This window comes from Micromonospora sp. NPDC005299 (assembly GCF_042872345.1).
Lineage (GTDB): Bacteria > Actinomycetota > Actinomycetes > Mycobacteriales > Micromonosporaceae > Micromonospora.
The window spans coordinates 784,611-801,681 of sequence record NZ_JBIAKG010000001.1 but is presented as its reverse complement, the minus strand read 5'-3'; the positions used below and the strand labels follow the sequence as shown (position 1 = coordinate 801,681).

Genomic DNA, 17,071 nt, shown 5'->3' with positions numbered 1-17,071 from the left:
CCGGCCGGCCGGGTCTGGCACGATCGGGGCGTGTTTCCCTCCACCTCGCCCGACACCGGCCGTGAACCGTGGTCCGACGACGCCGCTTCCAGGCCCGCCGGCCCCGCCCGTGGCTACCCGCCCGCCCCACGCACCGGTCCCGCCGACGAGGGCGGCGGCGGGCGGGAGCGGAAGGGCCCCCGTCGGCTCCGCAAGAGCGGGCCGGGTCGCCGCCCGGACGACGAGCCCGACGAGGTGCCCGAGGAGGAGGTGCCTCCGGTCCCGGTGCGCCGCCCGCTCGCGCTGACCGTCGCGGGCTTCGCCGCGCTGCTCGGTGTGGGCCTGGTGCTCGGCGCGCAGACCGCCGGCCCGGGGCACCGGCTGCCCTTCGCGTTCATCATCTTCGGCGTCCAGCTGCTCTTCGTGCTGGCCTGGACGATGGCCATGCGGCCGCCCGCGCTGCTGGTCGTCGCGCTGGTCAGCGCCGCTGCGGCCGGGATCGCCGACGCCGCCGCGGTGCAGTCGGACATCGCCGGCCTGGCCCCCCTCGGCTACGCGGCGGCCGCCGGCCTGGTGCTCGCCGTGCTCGGCCAGCTCTTCCGCCGGGTGGACCGGGTCCGGGTGACCGACTCGCTGGGCGGCACCCTGCTGATCGTCGTGGGGGTGGTCGCCTTCGCCACGCTGATCGTGCTCAGCCGGATCCCGAAGGGCACCCAGGCGATCACCGTCTGCCTCACCGCCACGGGGGTGGCCCTGCTGGTGGCCCGGCTGACCGACGCGGTGGCCCCCTGGCCGCGGCTCGCCCCGCAGGTGCCGCGGGGCGCCGCCGGCGTGGTCGCCGGCGCCATGCTCGGCACCCTGACCAGCGCCGTGCTCGGCAGCTACCTGGTCGGCTTCACCCCGACCAGCGCCGCGCTGGTCGGCCTGGTCACCGCGGGCACCGCCGTCCTGGCCGACCTCGCCGTGGGGTACGCCGAGGCGGGCCGGTTGATGGCCGGCGAGCCGCCGACCATGTGGGTGGCCCGGCACATGCAGGGCCCGCTCGGCGGCTTCGCGCTCGCCGCGCCGGCCGCGTACGCCATGTGCGTGCTCTTCCTCTGAGCGCGCGCGGTTGGGAAAACGGCGCCTCGGGTAAGTACGGTTGCGGCGCGAGGCGCGGCGATCGGGCGAGGGCAGGAGGCGGCGTGGCAGAGGCGTACCCGGCGAACGAGGGCCGACCCCGGCGGCGGGGCCGGAAGGTGCTGGTCGGTTTCGTCGTCCTGCTGCTGGTCCTGGCCGGGCTCCTGGTCGTCGCCGACCGGGTGGCCGCCGGCGTCGCCGAGCGCGCCATCGCCGACCAGGTGAAGAAAGAGGTCGCCAAGCAGGACGCGCAGTCCGCGGCGCCCCAGGTCGAGGTCGGTGGCTTCCCGTTTCTCACCCAGGTGCTCGCCGGGAAGTACGAACACATCTCGATCGTGCTGACCGACGTGCAGGGCAACGTGCAGGGCGGCGCCGTCAGCGTGCCGCGGCTGGACGTGGACGCCCACGACGTCAAGGCGTCGCTGGACACCCTCCGCTCCGGCCAGGGTGACGTGGTGGCCGAGACCGTCGACGGCCGGGGCACGGTGACCTACGACAGCCTGGCGAAGCTGCTCAACCGCCCCGGGCTCACCCTCGGCGAGCGGAACGGCAAGCTCGCGGTCACCGCGCCGGTGGACATCCTCGGCGTCAAGCTCACCGTCAACGGCACCGCCGACGTGACGGTCGCCAACGGCAAGGTGGCGCTGCGGTTCAACGACGTGACCGCCGAGGGCCTGCCCAACCTGCCGCTCGCGAAGACGCTGCTGGCCAACTACGCCAAGGGCATCTCGGTCGACGTGCCCCTGCCGGAGCTGCCCTTCCAGCTCAACGTGCGCAAGGTGGAGCCGAGGCCGGAGGGTCTGGTGGTCACCGCCGACGCGCGGAACGTGCCGATCAACTCCGCCGGCTGAGGCCCCGCCCGCCGGCCCCGCCGTGTCCCGGATGCTGGTCGGCCCGGTGGCGCCGACCGGGCCGGCTGGTAGTCTCCCTCTCCATGGGGACGCTCCTCACCAAACGGCGCGCGGTCGACCTGTGCCGCGTGGCCACCTGCCTGTGTCGCCCCGTCATCTGACGGCGGGGCTGTCCTCGGCCGCTTAGCGGCCACCGGCACGCAGGGTCCGCGTACCCTCCGGTTTTCCCCTGATCGCCCGGCAGCGGCGCCGTCGCACGTACCCGTGATCCGTTCCTAGCTCTGGGTCCCGCGCGTGGTGCGACAATCACCAGCTTCGATCTCCGCGCGCTGGCTCACCATCCATCCTCACAGGGAGTGATCTGATGAGTCGCGACACCGCACTCGTCTCGGCCGAGTGGGCCGAGAAGAACATCGACGCCCCGGGCGTCGTCTTCGTCGAGGTCGACGAGGACACCTCGGCCTACGACACCGGCCACATCGCGGGCGCCGTCAAGCTCGACTGGCGCACCGACCTCCAGGACCCGGTGCGCCGGGACTTCGTCAACCAGGACCAGTTCGCGGCGCTGCTCTCCGAGCGGGGCATCGGCAACGACGACACCGTCATCCTCTACGGCGGCAACAACAACTGGTTCGCCGCGTACGCGTACTGGTACTTCAAGCTCTACGGCCACCGCGACGTCAAGCTGCTCGACGGCGGCCGCAAGAAGTGGGAGCTGGACGCCCGCCCGCTGGTCACCGACAAGGTGGAACGCCCCGCCACGCAGTACGTCGCACAGGCGCCGGACACCTCGATCCGCGCCTTCCGCGACGAGGTGGTCGCGGCGATCGGCACCAAGAACCTGGTCGACGTGCGCAGCCCCGACGAGTACGCCGGCCGGCTGCTCGCCCCGGCCCACCTCCCGCAGGAGCAGGCCCAGCGGGCCGGCCACGTGCCGACCGCGATCAGCGTCCCGTGGTCCAAGGCGGCCAACGAGGACGGCACGTTCAAGTCCGACGACGAGCTGCGCAGGATCTACGCCGACGCCGGGCTGGACGACAGCCGGGAGACCATCGCCTACTGCCGGATCGGCGAGCGCTCCTCGCACACCTGGTTCGTGCTCCAGGAGCTGCTCGGGCACCGCGACGTGAAGAACTACGACGGCTCCTGGACCGAGTACGGCTCGCTGGTCGGCGTGCCGGTCGCGCTCGGCGACGAGCCCGGGGAGGCCTGATCCTCATGACCGCTCCCACCGCCGCGGGCTGCGCCGCGCCGGACCAGGCCGCCCCCCTCCCGGCCAGCCTGGACCTGGAGAAGGAAACCGTCATCACCGGCCTGGTCAAGGCCGAGTCCGGCGAGGCCGTGCCGGGCGCGTACGTCCGGCTGCTCGACTCGACGGGCGAGTTCACCGCCGAGGTGGTGACCTCCCCGGCCGGCCAGTTCCGGTTCTTCGCCGCGCCGGGCAGCTGGACCCTGCGGGCGCTCTCCCGGCACGGCAACGGCGACACCGCCGTCACCGCCGCCCGCGGGATCAACGAGGTGACCGTCACGGTCGCCGCCTGACCCACGCTCTGACTGTGGCCCGCCGCCCCACCAAGGGCGGCGGGCCACGAGCCGTTCCGTCGCCCGCCGCCCTGCTCTGCCGAGCGCCGAGGGGCGGCGGGCCACGAGCCGTTCTGGAGCCGCTGCGCCCCTTCCGCGCTGTTCCGGCGGGCCGCGACGGGCTGATTGCCGGGTGTGCCGAGGCGCGGGCCGGCCGGTCGTCACGGCGTGACACCATGGCCCGGTGAGTGGTGCCGTCCAGGCGGGATACGCCCCGCCGACCCGTCCCGACCAGCCGGACCGCGGCCGGCGTCGGCTGCGCTGGCTGGTGGCCGCCACGGTGGCGTGGACGGTGCTGCTCGCCGGTCTCACCTGGTGGTCGGTGCGGCACGACCCGCCGACCGTCAAGGAGCAGCGCTCGCTGGACCAGGCCGGCCCCGTGGTGGACCGCGCGCTCGGCCGGCTGACCGCCGCGGTCGGGCGGGACGGGGTGCCCGCGCTCCTGCCCGACCGGATCGAGCGGGGCTGCCGGGTCACGCCGCTGGACGACGGCGCCGAGCTGAAGCGCGGGGTGGAGGTCGTGCTGGCCGGCGACGACGCCCGCGAGCTGCTCCAGCGGATCGCCGACCGGCTGCCGCCGGACTGGCGGGCGGGCGTCTCGACGTTCGACGGCGAGCCGCGGCTGCGCGCCGACGCCGGGGAGTTCGTCGCGGTCGAGGGCCGGTCCGGCGGGCCCGGGCGGGTGCTGCTGACCGCCGCCACCGGCTGCCGACACGTGGGGGCGGGCTACCGGCCTCCGGCCGCCGACGCCGCCGCCGAGACCGCGGAGGCGGACCGGGCCGTGCGCCGCTGGGGCGGCGCGGCCGGGCCCGTCCAGGTCCTCGCGGCGCCGTGCCCCGGGGGTGGCACGGCCCGCACGGCGCGGGCCGAGACGGCCGGCGGGCCGGCCGGGTCCCCGCTCGCGGCGGCCTTCCGGGACGCCGCCGACGGCTCCCCGGTGCTCCGCGACTCCGCCGAGGAGTACGCCCTGCGAGGCAGCTTCGCGGTGCTGGCCGAGCGGGTCGACGACCGGGTCCGGGTGGCCGTCACCACCACCTGCCGGAGCTGAGCCGGCCGGTCAGTGCCTGTGGCGCTCGTCGTGCGGACGGCGACTGCGCCCCAGGGCGTCCACCCGGCCCCACCGGCCGGGGATGTCCAGCAGCTCCACCCGACCCATCCCGCCCGGAACGGCGGGATCGATGATCAGGTGCTCGCCCTGCGGCTCCAGGCCGAGCATCACCCGCAGCAGCAGCAGCGGGGTGCCCGCCGACCAGGCCTGCGGGCTGCACGCGGTGGGGTACTGCACGGGATAGTCGGTGAGGTCGCGCTCGTAGCCGGCGAACGCCTCGGGGAGCCGCCCGTCGAAGTACCGGGACGCGCTCAGCATCGCGTCGCAGATCTGCCCGGCCTCGTCCCGGAAGCCGTACTTCCACAGGCCCCAGGCGATGATCGAGTTGTCGAACGGCCAGACCGTGCCGACGTGGTAGCCGATCGGGTTGTAGCGGCCCTGGTCGTCGGCGAGGGTCCGCACGCCCCAGCCGGAGAAGAGCCGCGGCCCGAGCAGGTGCCCGGCGATGACGGCCGCGCGGGACTCGTCGACGATGCCGCTCCAGAGCAGGTGGCCGATGTTGGAGGAGAGCGCGTCCACGTGCCGCCCGTCCGGGTCCAGGGCGAGCGCGTAGTACTCCCGCCCGGGAATCCAGAAGTCCCGGTTGAACCGCTCCTTCAGCGCCGCCGCCTCGCGCTCCAGCTGGTCGGCGTACGCCGGGTCGTTCCAGTAGGTCCGGGCCAGCCGGGCGCCCCGCAGCTTGGCGTCGTACGCGTAGCCCTGGAGTTCGCAGGTGGCCCGGGGGAAGGGCGGCAGCCGGCCGTCGGAGTAGGAGATCGAGTCCCAGGAGTCCTTCCAGCACTGGTTCGCCAGGCCGGTCTCCGGGTTGCGGGTCATGTACCAGACGTAGCCCGTGCCGAGCAGGTCCCCGTACGTGTCGAGCCAGGCCAGCGCGGCCCGCGTCTCGTGCTCCAGCTGCTTGACCAGCTTCGTGTCCCCGGTCCACCGCTCGTACTCGTCGAGCAGGATCACGAAGAGCGCCGTGGTGTCGGCCGAGCCGAAGTATGGCGAGTGCGGCTGCTCCTCGAAGCCGGCCGTCTCGCCGTAGCGCAGCTCGTGCAGGATCTTGCCGGGCTCCTCGTCCCGGAAGTCGTCCACCCGGCTGCCCTGGAGGCCGGCCAGCATGAGGATGGTCGGCGGGACCAGTTCCGGCAGGAACGGCAGCACCTGGAGCGAGGTGAAGATGCTGTCCCGCCCGAACAGGGTCATGAACCAGGGCAGGCCGGCGGCGAGCAGCCGCACGCCCAGCGCGATCGACTCGTAGCGGAGGGCGGCCAGGTCGTTCAGGCTGCGCCGGTACGCTCCGGCCAGCGGCTGGCAGTCGCAGCCCAGCTTCGGGGCCCGCTCGATCAGCTCGTTCTGTTCGGCGTGGATGGCCTCCACCGAACGCTGCCCGCCGAGCGGCAGGGTGGCCCGGATGTCCTCCCCCCGGGCCCCGAAGATCTTCGTCGCCACGTGCAGCCGGTTGGTCCACTCGCCGTGCGGCCCGACCCGGAGCCGGAAGGTCATCCCCTCCCGGTCGACCTCGGCGGACGCGCTGCTGGCCACCACCGCCTCCCGGTGGAACCCCTCCCGCCGGTAGGTGAGCCGCAGCTGGTTCTCGCTGACCGTGGGGGTGGTGTGCCCCTTCTTCTGCCGCCGGTGCTTGATCTCGAACAGGTCGGCGAAGTCGGAGCCGATGTCCAGCCGGAGGATGAACTCCACCTCCTGCCCGGAGTGGTTGAGCAGGGTCAGCTCCTCGTCGAAGCTGCCGCCGATCGACCGGCTGCGGATCATCGACACCTTGGCGTCCAGATAGTGCGTCGGTTCCCCGGGGACCAGGAAGAACCGGGTCCGGTACGACAGCGAGTCGTCGATCGACAGCGCGTGCAGCCGCTGCCCGTTGAGGGTGAGCAGCCAGGTCGAGATGAACCGGGTGTCGAAGGAGAAGAGCCCGGTGGGGAAGTCGAACGACGGCTCGATGTCGCCGCGCCGGTCGCTGACCAGGAAGGTGTTGCCGTCCAGGATGCTGACGCGTTCCCTCATGTCGACCGCCGGACGTGTTCGCGGGCGGTCTCCCGGGGGTCCCGGACGCCGGGCGGATCGGGAAAGAACCGGCGGAACACCAGGAAGAGCACCACGTTGCCGCTGAAGGTGGCCTCGTTGCGCAGCACCGCCGCCATGGCGGCCTCCTGGCCCGTGACCAGCTCCTCGAACAGGTCGGCGCTGACCGTGAAGACGGCGTCGGCCGGCAGTTGCTCCCGGGACACCCGGATGGCCCCCGGCGACAACTCCAGGAACCAATGCTGGGTGCGGTTCCCGGTGGTCAGGTCCAGCTGGAGGCGGCCACGGGTGGGCCCGCGCAGCACCGCCGGGGCCCGCGCCGGCAGTGACGCGAAGAACCGCTCGGTCGCCTCACCCACATCAGGATCGTAGGCAGCGGTCGGACATGTCGGGTGAGGATCGGCAGTCCACGCGGAACGGACATTCGCCGTGGTGGGTCAGTAGACCAGGGCCTGGGCGCCCTCGGCCATCGCCTCCTCGACGAAGACGGCCGCCCCGGCGATCCGCACGCCGGGGATGACGTCGTCCTGGCCGATGTCGCGGCGGGCCGCGCACTGGGTGCAGGCGGTCACCCTGCCGGTGGTCAGGATGACGTGCAGCAGTTCGGCCAGCGGCGCGGAGTGCGGCAGGTCGAAGCCCTGCGCGCGCCCGGGCAGCGCGAACCAGGTCGACTCCCCGGTGAGCCAGAGCGAGACGTCGACCCCGGCGGCGGCCGCGGTGGCGGCCACGGTGAAGGCCTGTGCGCAACGCTCCGGGGCGTCGGCTCCGGCGGTGGCCTTGACGACGAGAGTGCGGGCCATGACGCCCAGCATAGGATGACCGGGATGGTTACCGAGATCGGGTTCGTCAGCCTGCTGGTCGCCGGCCTGGGCGCGCTCGCCGGTGGCCTCGTCTACCTCGCAGTCCGCATTTCGAGAGGAAAATGGTGAGTGAGAACCCGCTTCAGCCGCCGTGGCTGAACGCGCCGCCGGTCGACCCGTACCCGTACGAGGAGAGCCACGACCTGCGCGTCGGCCCGAAGCTGCACCGGAGCCTGGACGGCCTGCTGCCGTACATCGGGGTGTGGCGGGGGCGGGGTCGCGGCGGGTTCCCCACCATCGAGGACTTCGACTTCGCCCAGGAGATCCGGATCAGCCACGACGGCCGGCCGTTCCTGTTCTACGAGTCCCGCGCCTGGATCCTCGACGAGCAGAGCCGCCCGGTCCGCCCGGCCGGCCGTGAGGTGGGCTGGTGGCGTCCGGTCCTGGACGGCGACCGGGTCACCGACGAGCTGGAAGCGCTCATGACCACGCCCACCGGCGTGATGGAGCTGCACATCGGCAAGCGCAAGGGCACGCAGATCGAGTTCGCCACCGACGCGGTGGTCCGCACGGCCACCGCCAAGGAGGTCACCGCCGGCGCCCGCCTCTTCGGCATCGTGGAGGGCGCCCTCCTCTACGCCCAGGAAATGGCCGCCGTAGGCCACCCCCTGAGCCCCCACCTGTCCGCCCGCCTGACCCGAGTAGCCGGCTGACCCACCCCTGGCCCCCACCATCCCGGCCCCGTCCGGCCCGGCTCCGGTGATCATGAAGTTATTGCCCGTCACGCCGGCGTGTCGGCGCAATAACTTCATGATCAACGCCGCCCCAGAGGGCGGCTGGTCAGGGGCGGGGGAAGCCCAGGAGGGTGAGCAGGGGTGCGGTGTGGGGGGAGCGGGGGCGGGGGGAGCTGTCCAAGGCGGTCACCTCGGCCAGGCCGCGGAGGGACGACGTGAGCCAGATGGCGTCGGCCTTGTGCAGGTCGGTCGGGGTGGGTAGGCGTTCGTCTGCCGCGAGGCCCAGCTCGCCCGCGTGGTCGAGGAGCCAGTGGGCGGTGACGCCGGGGAGGACGCCGGTGGCCGCGGCCGGGACCGTGCAGAGGGTGCCGGCGCTCAGCCAGACCACGTTCGCGGCGGGCGCCTCCAGGACGTAGCCGTCGGTGGAGACCCAGAGCACGTCGTCCAACCCGGCCCGCTCGGCCCAGCGGCGGGCGGCGGTGCTCAGCGCGTACGAGGTGGACTTCAAGCCGACCGGGAGCCAGCCCAGCTCGGGGCGGGACCGGGCGGCCACCCCGAGCGGCAGGGTGGCGACCGTCACCCCGTCCCGCCGGGCCCGCCGCGTGGCGGCCGGCACCTCGCCCAGCGTGGCGTAGACCGTCGGCGGCCCGCCACTCTCCGGCCCTCGGGTGCAGACCAGCCGCACCGCGCCCTCGACCTCCGGCGGCCAGCCCGCGCGGACCGTGTCCAGCAGCTCGACCAGGACCCCGGTGGGAGGCAGCGCCAGCCCGATGTCCCCCGCGCCGGCCCGAAGCCGGGCCAGGTGGGCGTCCCGCAGCCAGGGCTCCCCACCGCGCAGGTGCATCGTCTCGAAGAGGCCGTCGCCGTGCAGCACGCCCCGGTCGTCGCCGCGCAGCACCGTCTCACCGGCCGGCACGACACCCCGGCCCGGCACGGCCACCCGCGTCGCCACCACGAGCGCAGCGTAGTGGCGTACCCCGGCGGCGGGCGGAGCGGCGCGGCGGCCGAACTATGATCGGACGGTGTCCGAATCCTCGCTCGCGGAACTGCTCCGCTCCCGTGGGCTGCGGCTGACGGCGCAGCGGCAGCTGGTCCTCCAGGCCGTCCTGGACCTGGGGCACGCCACGCCGGAGCAGGTGCACACGGCGGTGCGCGAGGTGGCCGCCGGGGTCAACATCACCACCATCTACCGGACCCTGGAGCTGCTGGAACGCCTCGGTCTGGTGACCCACACCCACCTGTCGCACGGCTCGCCGACCTACCACGCGGCCGGTGAGCACCAGCACGTCCACCTGGTCTGCCGGGAGTGCGGTGCGATCGACGAGATAGACCCCGAGCTGCTCCGGCCGCTGGCCGACCAGTTGGCCGCGCAGCGGGGATTCCAGGTCGACATCGGGCACGTGGCGCTCTTCGGCGTCTGCGGCCAGTGCGAGGACGGGGAACGCAAATGATCGACATCGCGGGCGCGGTGACCGCCGAGGCCATCGACGAGGAGACCCGGGAGCAGCCCGAGCCGGCCCACCGGGCGGCCGGTGTCGGCCCGGTGGCCGCCCACTACGGCGACCCGATGCGCGAGCAGCGCACCCTGGCCACCGGCGTCGGCCTGGTCGACCGCTCGCACCGGGGCGTGATCGCGGTCCCCGGCGAGGAGCGGATGACCTGGCTGCACACGCTGACCAGCCAGCACCTGGCCGCGCTGCGCCCGTGGCAGGGCACCGAGCTGCTGGTGCTCTCCCCGCACGGGCACGTCGAGCAGCACGCCCTGGTCGCCGAGGACGGCGAGACCACCTGGCTGGACACCGAGCCCGGAATGACCGGCGGCCTCCTGTCCTACCTGGAGAAGATGCGGTTCTTCAGCAAGGTCGACCCGCGCGACGTCACGGCCGACCATGCGCTGCTCTCGCTGGTCGGGCCGGAGGCCACCGCCGCGCTCGACACCCTCGGGGTCACCGGGTTGGCCGCGCCCGACGTGGTCGCGGTGCCGGGTCCGAAGTTCCGCTCCGGCGAGCTGCCGCCCCGGCCCTCCGTCGTGTACGACGTGAAGCCGCTGCCGGTCGGTGGCTGGGCCCGGCGGGTGGCGCTCGGCGTCGACCTGCTGGTGCCGCGCGCGGCGATGACCCAGGTGGTCGACGAGCTGCGCGGCGCCGGTGTGCCGGTGGCCGGGCTGTGGGCGTACGAGGCGGTCCGGGTGGCCGCCCGGCAGGCCCGGGCCGGGGTGGACACCGACCACCGGACCATTCCCGCCGAGGTGGGCCTGATCGGCTCGGCCGTGCATTTGGACAAGGGCTGCTATCGCGGCCAGGAGACGGTGGCCCGGGTGCACAACCTGGGCAAGCCGCCGCGCCGGCTCGTCCTGCTGCACCTGGACGGGGTGACCACCGACCAGCCGCCGGCCGTCGGTACGCCGGTGACGCTGGACGGCCGGGCGGTCGGCTTCGTGGGCACCGCGGTGCACCACTTCGAGCTGGGCCAGGTCGCCCTCGCCCTGGTCAAGCGGAACGTGGCCGACGACGCCCGGCTGATGGTGGGGGAGACGGCCGCCGCCATCGATCCGACGTAAGGGATGCCGCTCCAGCGACGGTGAAGCGGAAAATCTTCTGCTTCCGCCGGCCCTCGCGGCTGATTCTGCTGCGTTCGGCCTGTCGACCGGAGGGGAGTCGGCGGTTTAGGATCCCGGCATGACCACAGGGACGTTGATCACGGTTGCCCCCACCGGCGCGGAGTCGGCCAAGGCGGAGGTGCCGGCGCTGCCGGTGACCCTCGACGAGCTGCTGCTGACCGCCAAGGAGTGCGAAGCGCTCGGCGCCGCCGTGATCCACGTCCACATCCGCGACGACGAGGCGAAGCCCACCCTCGACCAGGGCCGGCTGCGGGAGACCGTGGCGGCGCTGCGGCAGAGCACCGACCTGATCGTGCAGCTCTCCTCCGGCGGCGCGGTGACCGACCCGGAGGCCCACCGGCTGGCCGTGCTCGACGCCGGCCCGGACATGGCCTCCTGCACCATGGGCACGGTCAACTTCGGCGACGACGTGTTCCTGAACCGCTGGGAGTTCATCGTCGACCTGCACACCCGGATGCAGGACCGGGGCGTCGTCCCCGAGTACGAGATCTTCGACCTCGGCCACCTCACGGCGCTCCAGCGCCTGCTCGGCAAGCACGGCCTGCCGCACGGCGGGCACGTGCACGTCGACTTCGTGATGGGGGTGCCGGGCGGCATGCCCGGCACCACCGCCACCCTGGTGGCCGCCCAGCAGATGCTGCGCGACCTGCCCGAGGGCACCACCTTCTCGGCCACCGGCATCGGTCGCAGCACCATCCCGGTGATGCTGGCCTCGCTCTCGGCCGGCGGTCACCTCCGGGTCGGCATGGAGGACACGGTCACCTACGCCAAGGGCCGGCCGGTCGAGTCCAACATGCAACTGGTCGCCCGCGCGGTCGGCTTCGCCCAACTCGCCCAGCGCCCCCCGCTGACCACCACCGAGGCCCGGGCGCTGCTCGGCCTGTAAGCGACGGCCGGCCCGTCACCCCTGTACGCCGGGGGCCGACGTCCCTGGTCACCCCGGTGCCGGCCCCGCCGAGCCCGTCGGTACCGTCCACTGCGTGGGAAAGACGTACGAGGGCGGCGTGCCGCTCGCCGAGGTGGTCCGGTCCGGGTTCGTGGAGGGTGTCCACCGTGGGTCCGTGGCGGTGCTCGACGCCACCGGCGCGCCGGTGTCCGGTGCCGGTGACGCCACCTCGCCGATCTTCCCCCGGTCGTCCAACAAGCCGATGCAGGCGATCGGGATGCTCCGCTCCGGCCTGCCGCTGACCGACCCGGCCGACGTGGCCCTGGTCTCGGCGAGCCACGCCGGCGAGGAGTTCCACGTCGAGCGGGTCCGCGCCCTGCTGCGCGGCGCCGGCCTGGCCGAGGAGGCGCTGCACTGCCCGCCGGACCTGCCGGTCGGCGAGGCGGCCCGGGAAGCGGTGCTGCGTGCCGGGGGCGGCCCGTCCCGGGTTCTCATGAACTGCTCCGGCAAGCACACCGGCATGCTGCTCACCTGCCTGGCCGCCGGCTGGCCGCTGGACGGCTACTGGCGTCCCGAGCACCCGCTCCAGCAGCGGCTCACCGCCGCGATCGAGGAGTTCACCGGGGAGACGGCGGCGGCCGTCGGGGTGGACGGCTGCGGCGCCCCGGTGCTCGCCGTCTCGCTGACCGGGCTGGCGCGCGCCTTCCTGCGGTTGGTCTCCGCCGAGCCGGGCACCGTCGAGCGGACCGTGGCAGACGCCATGCGGGCGTACCCGGAACTGGTGGGGGGCACCCAGGCCGACGACACCCGGCTGATGCGTGGCGTACCCGGGCTGTTGACCAAGGTCGGCGCGGAGGGCGTGATCGCAGCGGCCGTGCCGGGGGTCGGCGCGGTGGCTCTGAAGATCGACGACGGTGCCGCGCGGGCCCGGATGCCGGTGCTGGTGTCGGCGCTGCGCGGGCTCGGCGTCGAGGCCCCGGTGCTGACCGAGTACGCCGAGATCCCGCTGCTGGGCGGCGGCCTGCCGGTCGGGGCGGTCCGCCCGGTCTGGTAGCCCGCGGGCGGCTAGTGGAGGAAGTCGAGCAGCGCGGCGTTGACCGGCTCGGGGCGCTCCAGCGGCAGCAGGTGACCGGCGTCCGGCACGTCCGGCAGCCGCACGCCCCGGGGGGCCTCGGCGGCGATCCGGTCGGCCAGCCGGCGGATGTCGGCCAGGTCGTCCGCGCCCGCGCCGACCAGCACCGGCATCCGCAGCTCGGCCAGCCGGTCGATCGCCGGCGGGTCCAGCTCGCCCGCCTCGACCGCGCTGAGCGCCTGCTCGGCGGCGAGCGCCCGGCGGTCCATCTCCTCGGCGAACCGGATCAGCTCCGGGTCGACGTCGGCCGGCTCGCGGGTCGGGCCGACCACCCAGAACCGCACCTCGCCGGCCGCGGTCGCGGCGAAGTCCTCCGGGTCGACGTCGCCGACCAGCTCCTCCCAGAGCTTCTCGGTCTCCTCGGACCACTCGTTGCCGGAGACCGGGGCGCCGAAGAGGGCCAGCGCGGCGACCCGCTCGGGGTACGCCAGCGCGGTGTCCACGGCGACCTTGCCGCCGAAGGAGCAGCCCACCAGCGCGGCCTGCGCCACCCCCAGTGCGTCGAGCAGCCCGATCACGTCGTCGTGGTGCGCGAACGGGGCGGGTGGCAGCTCGGAGTCGCCGTAACCGCGCAGGTCGACGGCGATGACCCGGTGCCCGGCGGCGAGCGCGGGCACCTGCCCTCGCCACATCCGCCGGTCGGCGATGCCGGCGTGCAGCAGCACCACCGGGCTGCCGCTGCCCACCTCGTCGTACGTGAGCAGGGCGCCGTTGACTTCGAGCTTGGCCACGGGGGCACCGTACGGACCGGACTCCGGGCGCGCAACCGGCTATCCGTGACCTCGCTAACTCTGGCAAGCATTCTGCTTGCAGCAGCTAGCAGCACGGGCTAGCGTGGGGTCATGGCCACCAGCAAGGACCTTCCCGACGTCGGCGGGTTCATTCGCGACCTGCGCCGCAACGCGAAGATCTCACTGCGACAGCTCGCCGAGCAGGCCGGCGTCAGCAACCCGTACCTGAGCCAGATCGAGCGCGGCCTGCGCAAGCCGAGCGCCGAGGTGCTCCAGCAGCTCGCCAGCGCCCTGCGCGTCTCCACCCCGGCCATGTACCTGCGGGCCGGGCTGCTGGACGACAAGGAGGGGCAGGGCGTGCTCGCGGCGATCGCCGTCGACCCCGAGCTGACCATGGCCCAGAAGCAGTCGCTCACCCAGATCTACGAGACGTTCCGCCGGGAGAACGCGCGCCTCGCTGAGGCGACCGCGACGGCCCAGGCGGCCACCGAGCCGGCCGAGCCGGCCACCGCGCCGGAGGCCCCGGCCACCGTCGCGCCGGCCGCGACCGGTCCCACGACACCGGACGGCACCCCGACCGAGGCGGTCCTCGAGTCGGTCGCCGTCACCGAGGCGGGCCCCGCGCCCGCCCCGACCACCGCCGTCCCCCAGAAGAAGACCGCCCGCAGGGTGGTCCGAAAGGCCGCCGGTGCGGCCGAAGAGGAGCAGTCATGACCCAGCCGAAGACCAACCGCATCCCGGCCCCCGTCTACGCCGCCGCCGGCGCCGGCGAGCTGGCCCTCCAGCAGCTCCGCAAGCTGCCCACCGTGGTCGGTGACCTCGGCACCCGGGTCGTCGCCGACCTCGGTGGCAAGGCCGTCGTCACCGGCTTCGAGCTGCGCCAGAAGGCGACCGAGACGCTGCGGACCGCCAACCTGACCGCGACCGGGCTGCGGGAGAAGGCCAGCTCGGCCGACCTCGACCTGGACAAGCTGCGCGAGGCCGCCAACCTGGACAAGCTCCGGGAGGCCGCCAACCTGGACAAGCTCCGGGAGGCCACCACCCTGGACAAGCTGCGCGAGGCCGCCGGCCGCAACGCCGCCGCCGTGCTGGCCGGCGCGCAGGCCGCGCAGGAGCGCGCCCTGGCCGCGTACGCCGAGCTGGTCGCCCGCGGTGAGCGGGTCGTCGGCGCGGGCGTGCTGGAGGCCGCCGACACCGTGAACGCCGACATCGAGGCGACCGAGGCCGACACCACTCGGGCCGCGCCGGCCGCCCAGCCGGCCGAGGTGCCCACCCCGGCCGCGGTGGCCGAGGTCGTCGAGGCCAAGCCCGCCGCCGTGAAGCGGACCCGGGCCACCAAGGCGACCGCGACCAAGGCCACCCCGTCGGCGAAGCTGCCGAAGACCACGAAGCGGACCCGCCCGGCCGCCGAGTGAGTCGAAGCTGGACCGAGACCCCGGACAGCGTCCTGTCGGACGTTTCCGGGGTCTCGGCATAAGCTTGCCGACATGGCCATTGCCGCGCCGCTGTTCGCGTTCGAAGTCCGCTACGTGATCGAGCTGATCCTGCTCGTCTTCGCCCTGGTCATCGAGGGAGTGGCGCTGGTGCACGCGATCACCCAGCGCTCCGACGCGTTCCCCGCGATCGGCACGCTGCCCAAGGGCGGGTGGATCGCCATCCTCGCGGTCTGCCTGGTGCTGACGCTGCCGGCCTTCGGCTTCGGCCCGCTGAGCATCTTCGGCCTGGTCGGCATCGCCGCGGCGCTGATCTACCTGCTGGACGTCCGGATCGGGCTGCGCGACCTGCACGACGGCCGGGGCTCCTGGTGAGAGGTTTCCGCTGGCCACCGCCGCCCGACGGCGGCCCCCGCACCTGGGGCCCCGGCCCAGGCGCGCCCCGCACCGGCCGGCCGGCCCTGCCGGAGCCGGAGACCGAGCTGGTCACGACCCCGCACGGCGTACGCCTGGAGCGGCTGGTCACCGGCACCGGTGACCCGGTCACCGTGTTCGCGCACGGGCTGGGCAACGGCATCGCCACCACCCGCCCGTTCGGCAGCGGAGTGACCGGCCGGCGGATCTTCTTCCAGTTCCGCGGGCACGGCCGCTCCGACTCGCCGCCCGGCCCGTGGAGCTACCTCGACCTGGCCCGTGACCTGCGGGCCGTCGCCGACCTCGGCAACGCCACCCGGGCCTTCGGGGCCAGCCTCGGCGCCGGCGCCCTCTGCCGGCTGCTCGTCGAGAGCCCGGAACGCTTCGAGAAGCTCGTCTTCTTCCTGCCGGCCGTGCTGGACACCCCGCGCGGCGAGGTGGCCCGGGCCCGGCTCACCGACCTGCTCGACGCCGTGGCCGACGGGGACGCCTCCGCGCTGGCCGACGTGGTGTCGCTGGAGCTGCCGCCCTCGGTCCGCAACACCCCGGCCGGCTGGGCCTACCTGCGGCAGCGGCTCGACCAACTGCTCCGCGACGGGCTCGCGCCGGGCCTGGCCGGCCTGCCCGAGCAGGCCCCGCTGCGCGACGCCAAGGTGCTCGCCGGAGTCACCGCGCCGGCCCTGGTGATCGGCTGCGCGGGCGACGACCTGCACCCGGTGGCCGTCGCCGAGCAGTTGGCCGCCGCGCTGCCCCGGGCCACCCTGCACATGTACGACCGGCCGGGCGTGCTCTGGACGGAACGCGCCGACCTGCGGGAGCGGATCTCGACGTTCCTCAACGGGTAACGTCGGCGGTCATGGGCGTCACACACCACGGCCGCACGCACCGTCTCGACCTCGCCGACCCCACCCTGCGGGAGTGGCAGTGCACGGTGCTGGCGGCCGATCCCGAGCAGGGCATCGTGCTGGACCGGTCGGCCTTCTATCCGGGCGGCGGTGGACAGCCGCCGGACCACGGGGTGCTGCTCTGGCAGGGGGTGCAGACCCGGATCGTGGGCACCCGCAAGGGCGACGACCTCTGGCTCCTCCCGGCCGAGGGTGACCCGGTGCCGCCGGTCGGCACCGCCGTCACCGGCGCGATCGAGGACACCCGGCGGACCATGCTGATGCGTACCCACTCCGGCCTGCACGTGCTCTGCGGGGTGGTGTTCCGCGACTTCGGCGCGCTCGTCACCGGCGGGAACATGGAACCGGGCGAGGCCCGGATGGACTTCAACCTCCCCGAGGTGCCGCCGGACTTCAAGGCCCGGATCGAGGACCTGGTCAACGCCGAGGTGGCCGCGGACCGGTCGGTCGCCGTCCGGGTGCTGCCCCGGACGGAGGCGCTGGCCCTGCCGGACATCATCCGTACCCAGTCCAACCTGATCCCGCCGGAGGAGCAGGAGGTGCGGATCGTCGACATCGTCGGGCTGGACGTGCAGGCCGACGGCGGCACCCACGTCGCCTCTACCGCACAGATCGGCAAGGTCCAGGTGGTCAAGGTGGAGAGCAAGGGCCGCGCCAACCGCCGGGTGCGGGTGCGCCTGGCCGACTGAGGCCGCTCGGGAGCGGTTCGCGTGACGCCGCCGAATCCGGACCTCGGCTGTCAGGTATCGGTGCCAC

General features: G+C 73.9%; 22 protein-coding genes. 17 read left to right on the top strand and 5 right to left on the bottom strand.

Annotated elements, in window-relative coordinates; all coding sequences use genetic code 11:
• Window positions 1-30 precede the first annotated feature (30 nt).
• The 6 genes from ACFYPD_RS03910 to ACFYPD_RS03885 all read left to right on the top strand — a co-directional run bounded on the left by ACFYPD_RS03910 (window position 31) and on the right by ACFYPD_RS03885 (window position 4,578).
• Entirely contained in the window at window positions 31-1,080 is a 1,050-nt protein-coding gene (locus ACFYPD_RS03910) for a hypothetical protein (protein ID WP_387108477.1), read from the top strand.
• An 83-nt stretch (window positions 1,081-1,163) separates the two neighbouring features.
• Complete coding sequence (locus tag ACFYPD_RS03905) at window positions 1,164-1,949, top strand: DUF2993 domain-containing protein (RefSeq protein WP_387108474.1); 786 nt, start codon at window positions 1,164-1,166, stop codon at window positions 1,947-1,949.
• Between the two features lie 83 nt (window positions 1,950-2,032).
• On the top strand, window positions 2,033-2,110 hold the full coding sequence (locus ACFYPD_RS03900; protein WP_311202345.1) for an Ms5788A family Cys-rich leader peptide: 78 nt from the start codon (window positions 2,033-2,035) through the stop codon (window positions 2,108-2,110).
• A 203-nt stretch (window positions 2,111-2,313) separates the two neighbouring features.
• Window positions 2,314-3,162: a sulfurtransferase gene (locus ACFYPD_RS03895; RefSeq protein WP_387108471.1), complete on the top strand. Its 849-nt coding sequence runs from the start codon at window positions 2,314-2,316 to the stop codon at window positions 3,160-3,162.
• Window positions 3,163-3,167: 5 nt separating this feature from the next.
• A complete protein-coding gene (locus tag ACFYPD_RS03890; protein ID WP_262282858.1) occupies window positions 3,168-3,491 on the top strand; it encodes a DUF1416 domain-containing protein in 324 nt (107 codons plus the stop codon).
• Between the two features lie 223 nt (window positions 3,492-3,714).
• Window positions 3,715-4,578 carry a hypothetical protein gene (locus ACFYPD_RS03885; RefSeq protein ID WP_387108469.1) on the top strand — a complete coding sequence of 288 codons (864 nt, stop codon included), beginning with the start codon at window positions 3,715-3,717 and terminating at the stop codon, window positions 4,576-4,578.
• A 9-nt stretch (window positions 4,579-4,587) separates the two neighbouring features.
• Here ACFYPD_RS03885 and ACFYPD_RS03880 read toward each other — a convergent pair whose 3' ends face one another.
• The 3 genes from ACFYPD_RS03880 to ACFYPD_RS03870 form a co-directional block, all read right to left on the bottom strand.
• Entirely contained in the window at window positions 4,588-6,642 is a 2,055-nt protein-coding gene (locus tag ACFYPD_RS03880) for a glycogen debranching N-terminal domain-containing protein (RefSeq protein WP_387108467.1), read from the bottom strand.
• Complete coding sequence (locus ACFYPD_RS03875; RefSeq protein WP_387108465.1) at window positions 6,639-7,019, bottom strand: SCP2 sterol-binding domain-containing protein; 381 nt, start codon at window positions 7,017-7,019, stop codon at window positions 6,639-6,641. The genes ACFYPD_RS03880 and ACFYPD_RS03875 overlap by 4 nt, the downstream gene beginning before the upstream one ends.
• Before the next feature lie 78 nt (window positions 7,020-7,097).
• Entirely contained in the window at window positions 7,098-7,472 is a 375-nt protein-coding gene (locus tag ACFYPD_RS03870; RefSeq protein WP_387108464.1) for a DsrE family protein, read from the bottom strand.
• Window positions 7,473-7,484: 12 nt separating this feature from the next.
• Here ACFYPD_RS03870 and mtfM point away from each other — a divergent pair, with 12 nt between their 5' ends.
• Window positions 7,485-7,589, top strand: a complete 105-nt coding sequence (gene mtfM, locus ACFYPD_RS03865; protein WP_046570768.1) for a small membrane protein MtfM — start codon at window positions 7,485-7,487, stop codon at window positions 7,587-7,589.
• Window positions 7,583-8,173, top strand: a complete 591-nt coding sequence (locus tag ACFYPD_RS03860) for an FABP family protein (protein ID WP_091267494.1) — start codon at window positions 7,583-7,585, stop codon at window positions 8,171-8,173. The genes mtfM and ACFYPD_RS03860 overlap by 7 nt, the downstream gene beginning before the upstream one ends.
• 127 nt (window positions 8,174-8,300) lie before the next feature.
• On the opposite strand, the gene ACFYPD_RS03855 is transcribed toward ACFYPD_RS03860, so the two are convergent.
• A complete protein-coding gene (locus ACFYPD_RS03855; protein WP_387108462.1) occupies window positions 8,301-9,149 on the bottom strand; it encodes an aminotransferase class IV in 849 nt (282 codons plus the stop codon).
• 67 nt (window positions 9,150-9,216) lie between these two features.
• On the opposite strand from ACFYPD_RS03855, the gene ACFYPD_RS03850 reads away from it, so the two are divergent.
• The 4 genes from ACFYPD_RS03850 (at window position 9,217) to ACFYPD_RS03835 (ending at window position 12,754) form a co-directional block, all read left to right on the top strand.
• The gene (locus ACFYPD_RS03850; RefSeq protein ID WP_262282865.1) at window positions 9,217-9,645 is read left to right on the top strand and encodes a Fur family transcriptional regulator; all 429 of its coding nucleotides are present in this window, start codon (window positions 9,217-9,219) and stop codon (window positions 9,643-9,645) included.
• Window positions 9,642-10,754, top strand: a complete 1,113-nt coding sequence (locus ACFYPD_RS03845; protein ID WP_387108460.1) for a YgfZ/GcvT domain-containing protein — start codon at window positions 9,642-9,644, stop codon at window positions 10,752-10,754. Before ACFYPD_RS03850 ends, ACFYPD_RS03845 begins: the two co-directional genes overlap by 4 nt.
• A 118-nt stretch (window positions 10,755-10,872) precedes the next feature.
• Complete coding sequence (locus ACFYPD_RS03840) at window positions 10,873-11,700, top strand: 3-keto-5-aminohexanoate cleavage protein (RefSeq protein ID WP_387108457.1); 828 nt, start codon at window positions 10,873-10,875, stop codon at window positions 11,698-11,700.
• A 94-nt stretch (window positions 11,701-11,794) separates the two neighbouring features.
• Complete coding sequence (locus ACFYPD_RS03835; RefSeq protein WP_387108455.1) at window positions 11,795-12,754, top strand: asparaginase; 960 nt, start codon at window positions 11,795-11,797, stop codon at window positions 12,752-12,754.
• Between the two features lie 11 nt (window positions 12,755-12,765).
• Here ACFYPD_RS03835 and ACFYPD_RS03830 read toward each other — a convergent pair whose 3' ends face one another.
• Window positions 12,766-13,563 carry an alpha/beta fold hydrolase gene (locus tag ACFYPD_RS03830; RefSeq protein WP_387108452.1) on the bottom strand — a complete coding sequence of 266 codons (798 nt, stop codon included), beginning with the start codon at window positions 13,561-13,563 and terminating at the stop codon, window positions 12,766-12,768.
• A 111-nt stretch (window positions 13,564-13,674) separates the two neighbouring features.
• Between ACFYPD_RS03830 and ACFYPD_RS03825 the strand changes: the two genes are divergently transcribed.
• The 5 genes from ACFYPD_RS03825 to ACFYPD_RS03805 all read left to right on the top strand — a co-directional run bounded on the left by ACFYPD_RS03825 (window position 13,675) and on the right by ACFYPD_RS03805 (window position 17,004).
• Window positions 13,675-14,277 carry a helix-turn-helix domain-containing protein gene (locus ACFYPD_RS03825; RefSeq protein ID WP_387108449.1) on the top strand — a complete coding sequence of 201 codons (603 nt, stop codon included), beginning with the start codon at window positions 13,675-13,677 and terminating at the stop codon, window positions 14,275-14,277.
• Complete coding sequence (locus tag ACFYPD_RS03820; RefSeq protein ID WP_387108447.1) at window positions 14,274-14,978, top strand: hypothetical protein; 705 nt, start codon at window positions 14,274-14,276, stop codon at window positions 14,976-14,978. Before ACFYPD_RS03825 ends, ACFYPD_RS03820 begins: the two co-directional genes overlap by 4 nt.
• A gap of 72 nt (window positions 14,979-15,050) precedes the next feature.
• Window positions 15,051-15,371, top strand: a complete 321-nt coding sequence (locus tag ACFYPD_RS03815) for a DUF2516 family protein (protein ID WP_387108444.1) — start codon at window positions 15,051-15,053, stop codon at window positions 15,369-15,371.
• The gene (locus ACFYPD_RS03810; protein WP_387108442.1) at window positions 15,368-16,255 is read left to right on the top strand and encodes an alpha/beta fold hydrolase; all 888 of its coding nucleotides are present in this window, start codon (window positions 15,368-15,370) and stop codon (window positions 16,253-16,255) included. Before ACFYPD_RS03815 ends, ACFYPD_RS03810 begins: the two co-directional genes overlap by 4 nt.
• Window positions 16,256-16,266: 11 nt before the next feature.
• On the top strand, window positions 16,267-17,004 hold the full coding sequence (locus tag ACFYPD_RS03805; RefSeq protein ID WP_387108439.1) for an alanyl-tRNA editing protein: 738 nt from the start codon (window positions 16,267-16,269) through the stop codon (window positions 17,002-17,004).
• The last annotated feature ends 67 nt before the right edge of the window (window positions 17,005-17,071 follow it).

What these genes read in the sequence shown, in the direction of transcription:
- ACFYPD_RS03900 (WP_311202345.1), top strand. Translation starts at nt 2,033, where the DNA reads ATGGGGACGCTCCTCACCAAACGGCGCGCGGTCGACCTGTGCCGCGTG.
- ACFYPD_RS03895 (WP_387108471.1), top strand. Translation starts at nt 2,314, where the DNA reads ATGAGTCGCGACACCGCACTCGTCTCGGCCGAGTGGGCCGAGAAGAAC.
- ACFYPD_RS03890 (WP_262282858.1), top strand. Translation starts at nt 3,168, where the DNA reads ATGACCGCTCCCACCGCCGCGGGCTGCGCCGCGCCGGACCAGGCCGCC.
- ACFYPD_RS03880 (WP_387108467.1), bottom strand. Translation starts at nt 6,642, where the DNA reads ATGAGGGAACGCGTCAGCATCCTGGACGGCAACACCTTCCTGGTCAGC.
- ACFYPD_RS03870 (WP_387108464.1), bottom strand. Translation starts at nt 7,472, where the DNA reads ATGCTGGGCGTCATGGCCCGCACTCTCGTCGTCAAGGCCACCGCCGGA.
- mtfM (WP_046570768.1), top strand. Translation starts at nt 7,485, where the DNA reads ATGGTTACCGAGATCGGGTTCGTCAGCCTGCTGGTCGCCGGCCTGGGC.
- ACFYPD_RS03860 (WP_091267494.1), top strand. Translation starts at nt 7,583, where the DNA reads ATGGTGAGTGAGAACCCGCTTCAGCCGCCGTGGCTGAACGCGCCGCCG.
- ACFYPD_RS03845 (WP_387108460.1), top strand. Translation starts at nt 9,642, where the DNA reads ATGATCGACATCGCGGGCGCGGTGACCGCCGAGGCCATCGACGAGGAG.
- ACFYPD_RS03840 (WP_387108457.1), top strand. Translation starts at nt 10,873, where the DNA reads ATGACCACAGGGACGTTGATCACGGTTGCCCCCACCGGCGCGGAGTCG.
- ACFYPD_RS03825 (WP_387108449.1), top strand. Translation starts at nt 13,675, where the DNA reads ATGGCCACCAGCAAGGACCTTCCCGACGTCGGCGGGTTCATTCGCGAC.
- ACFYPD_RS03820 (WP_387108447.1), top strand. Translation starts at nt 14,274, where the DNA reads ATGACCCAGCCGAAGACCAACCGCATCCCGGCCCCCGTCTACGCCGCC.
- ACFYPD_RS03815 (WP_387108444.1), top strand. Translation starts at nt 15,051, where the DNA reads ATGGCCATTGCCGCGCCGCTGTTCGCGTTCGAAGTCCGCTACGTGATC.
- ACFYPD_RS03805 (WP_387108439.1), top strand. Translation starts at nt 16,267, where the DNA reads ATGGGCGTCACACACCACGGCCGCACGCACCGTCTCGACCTCGCCGAC.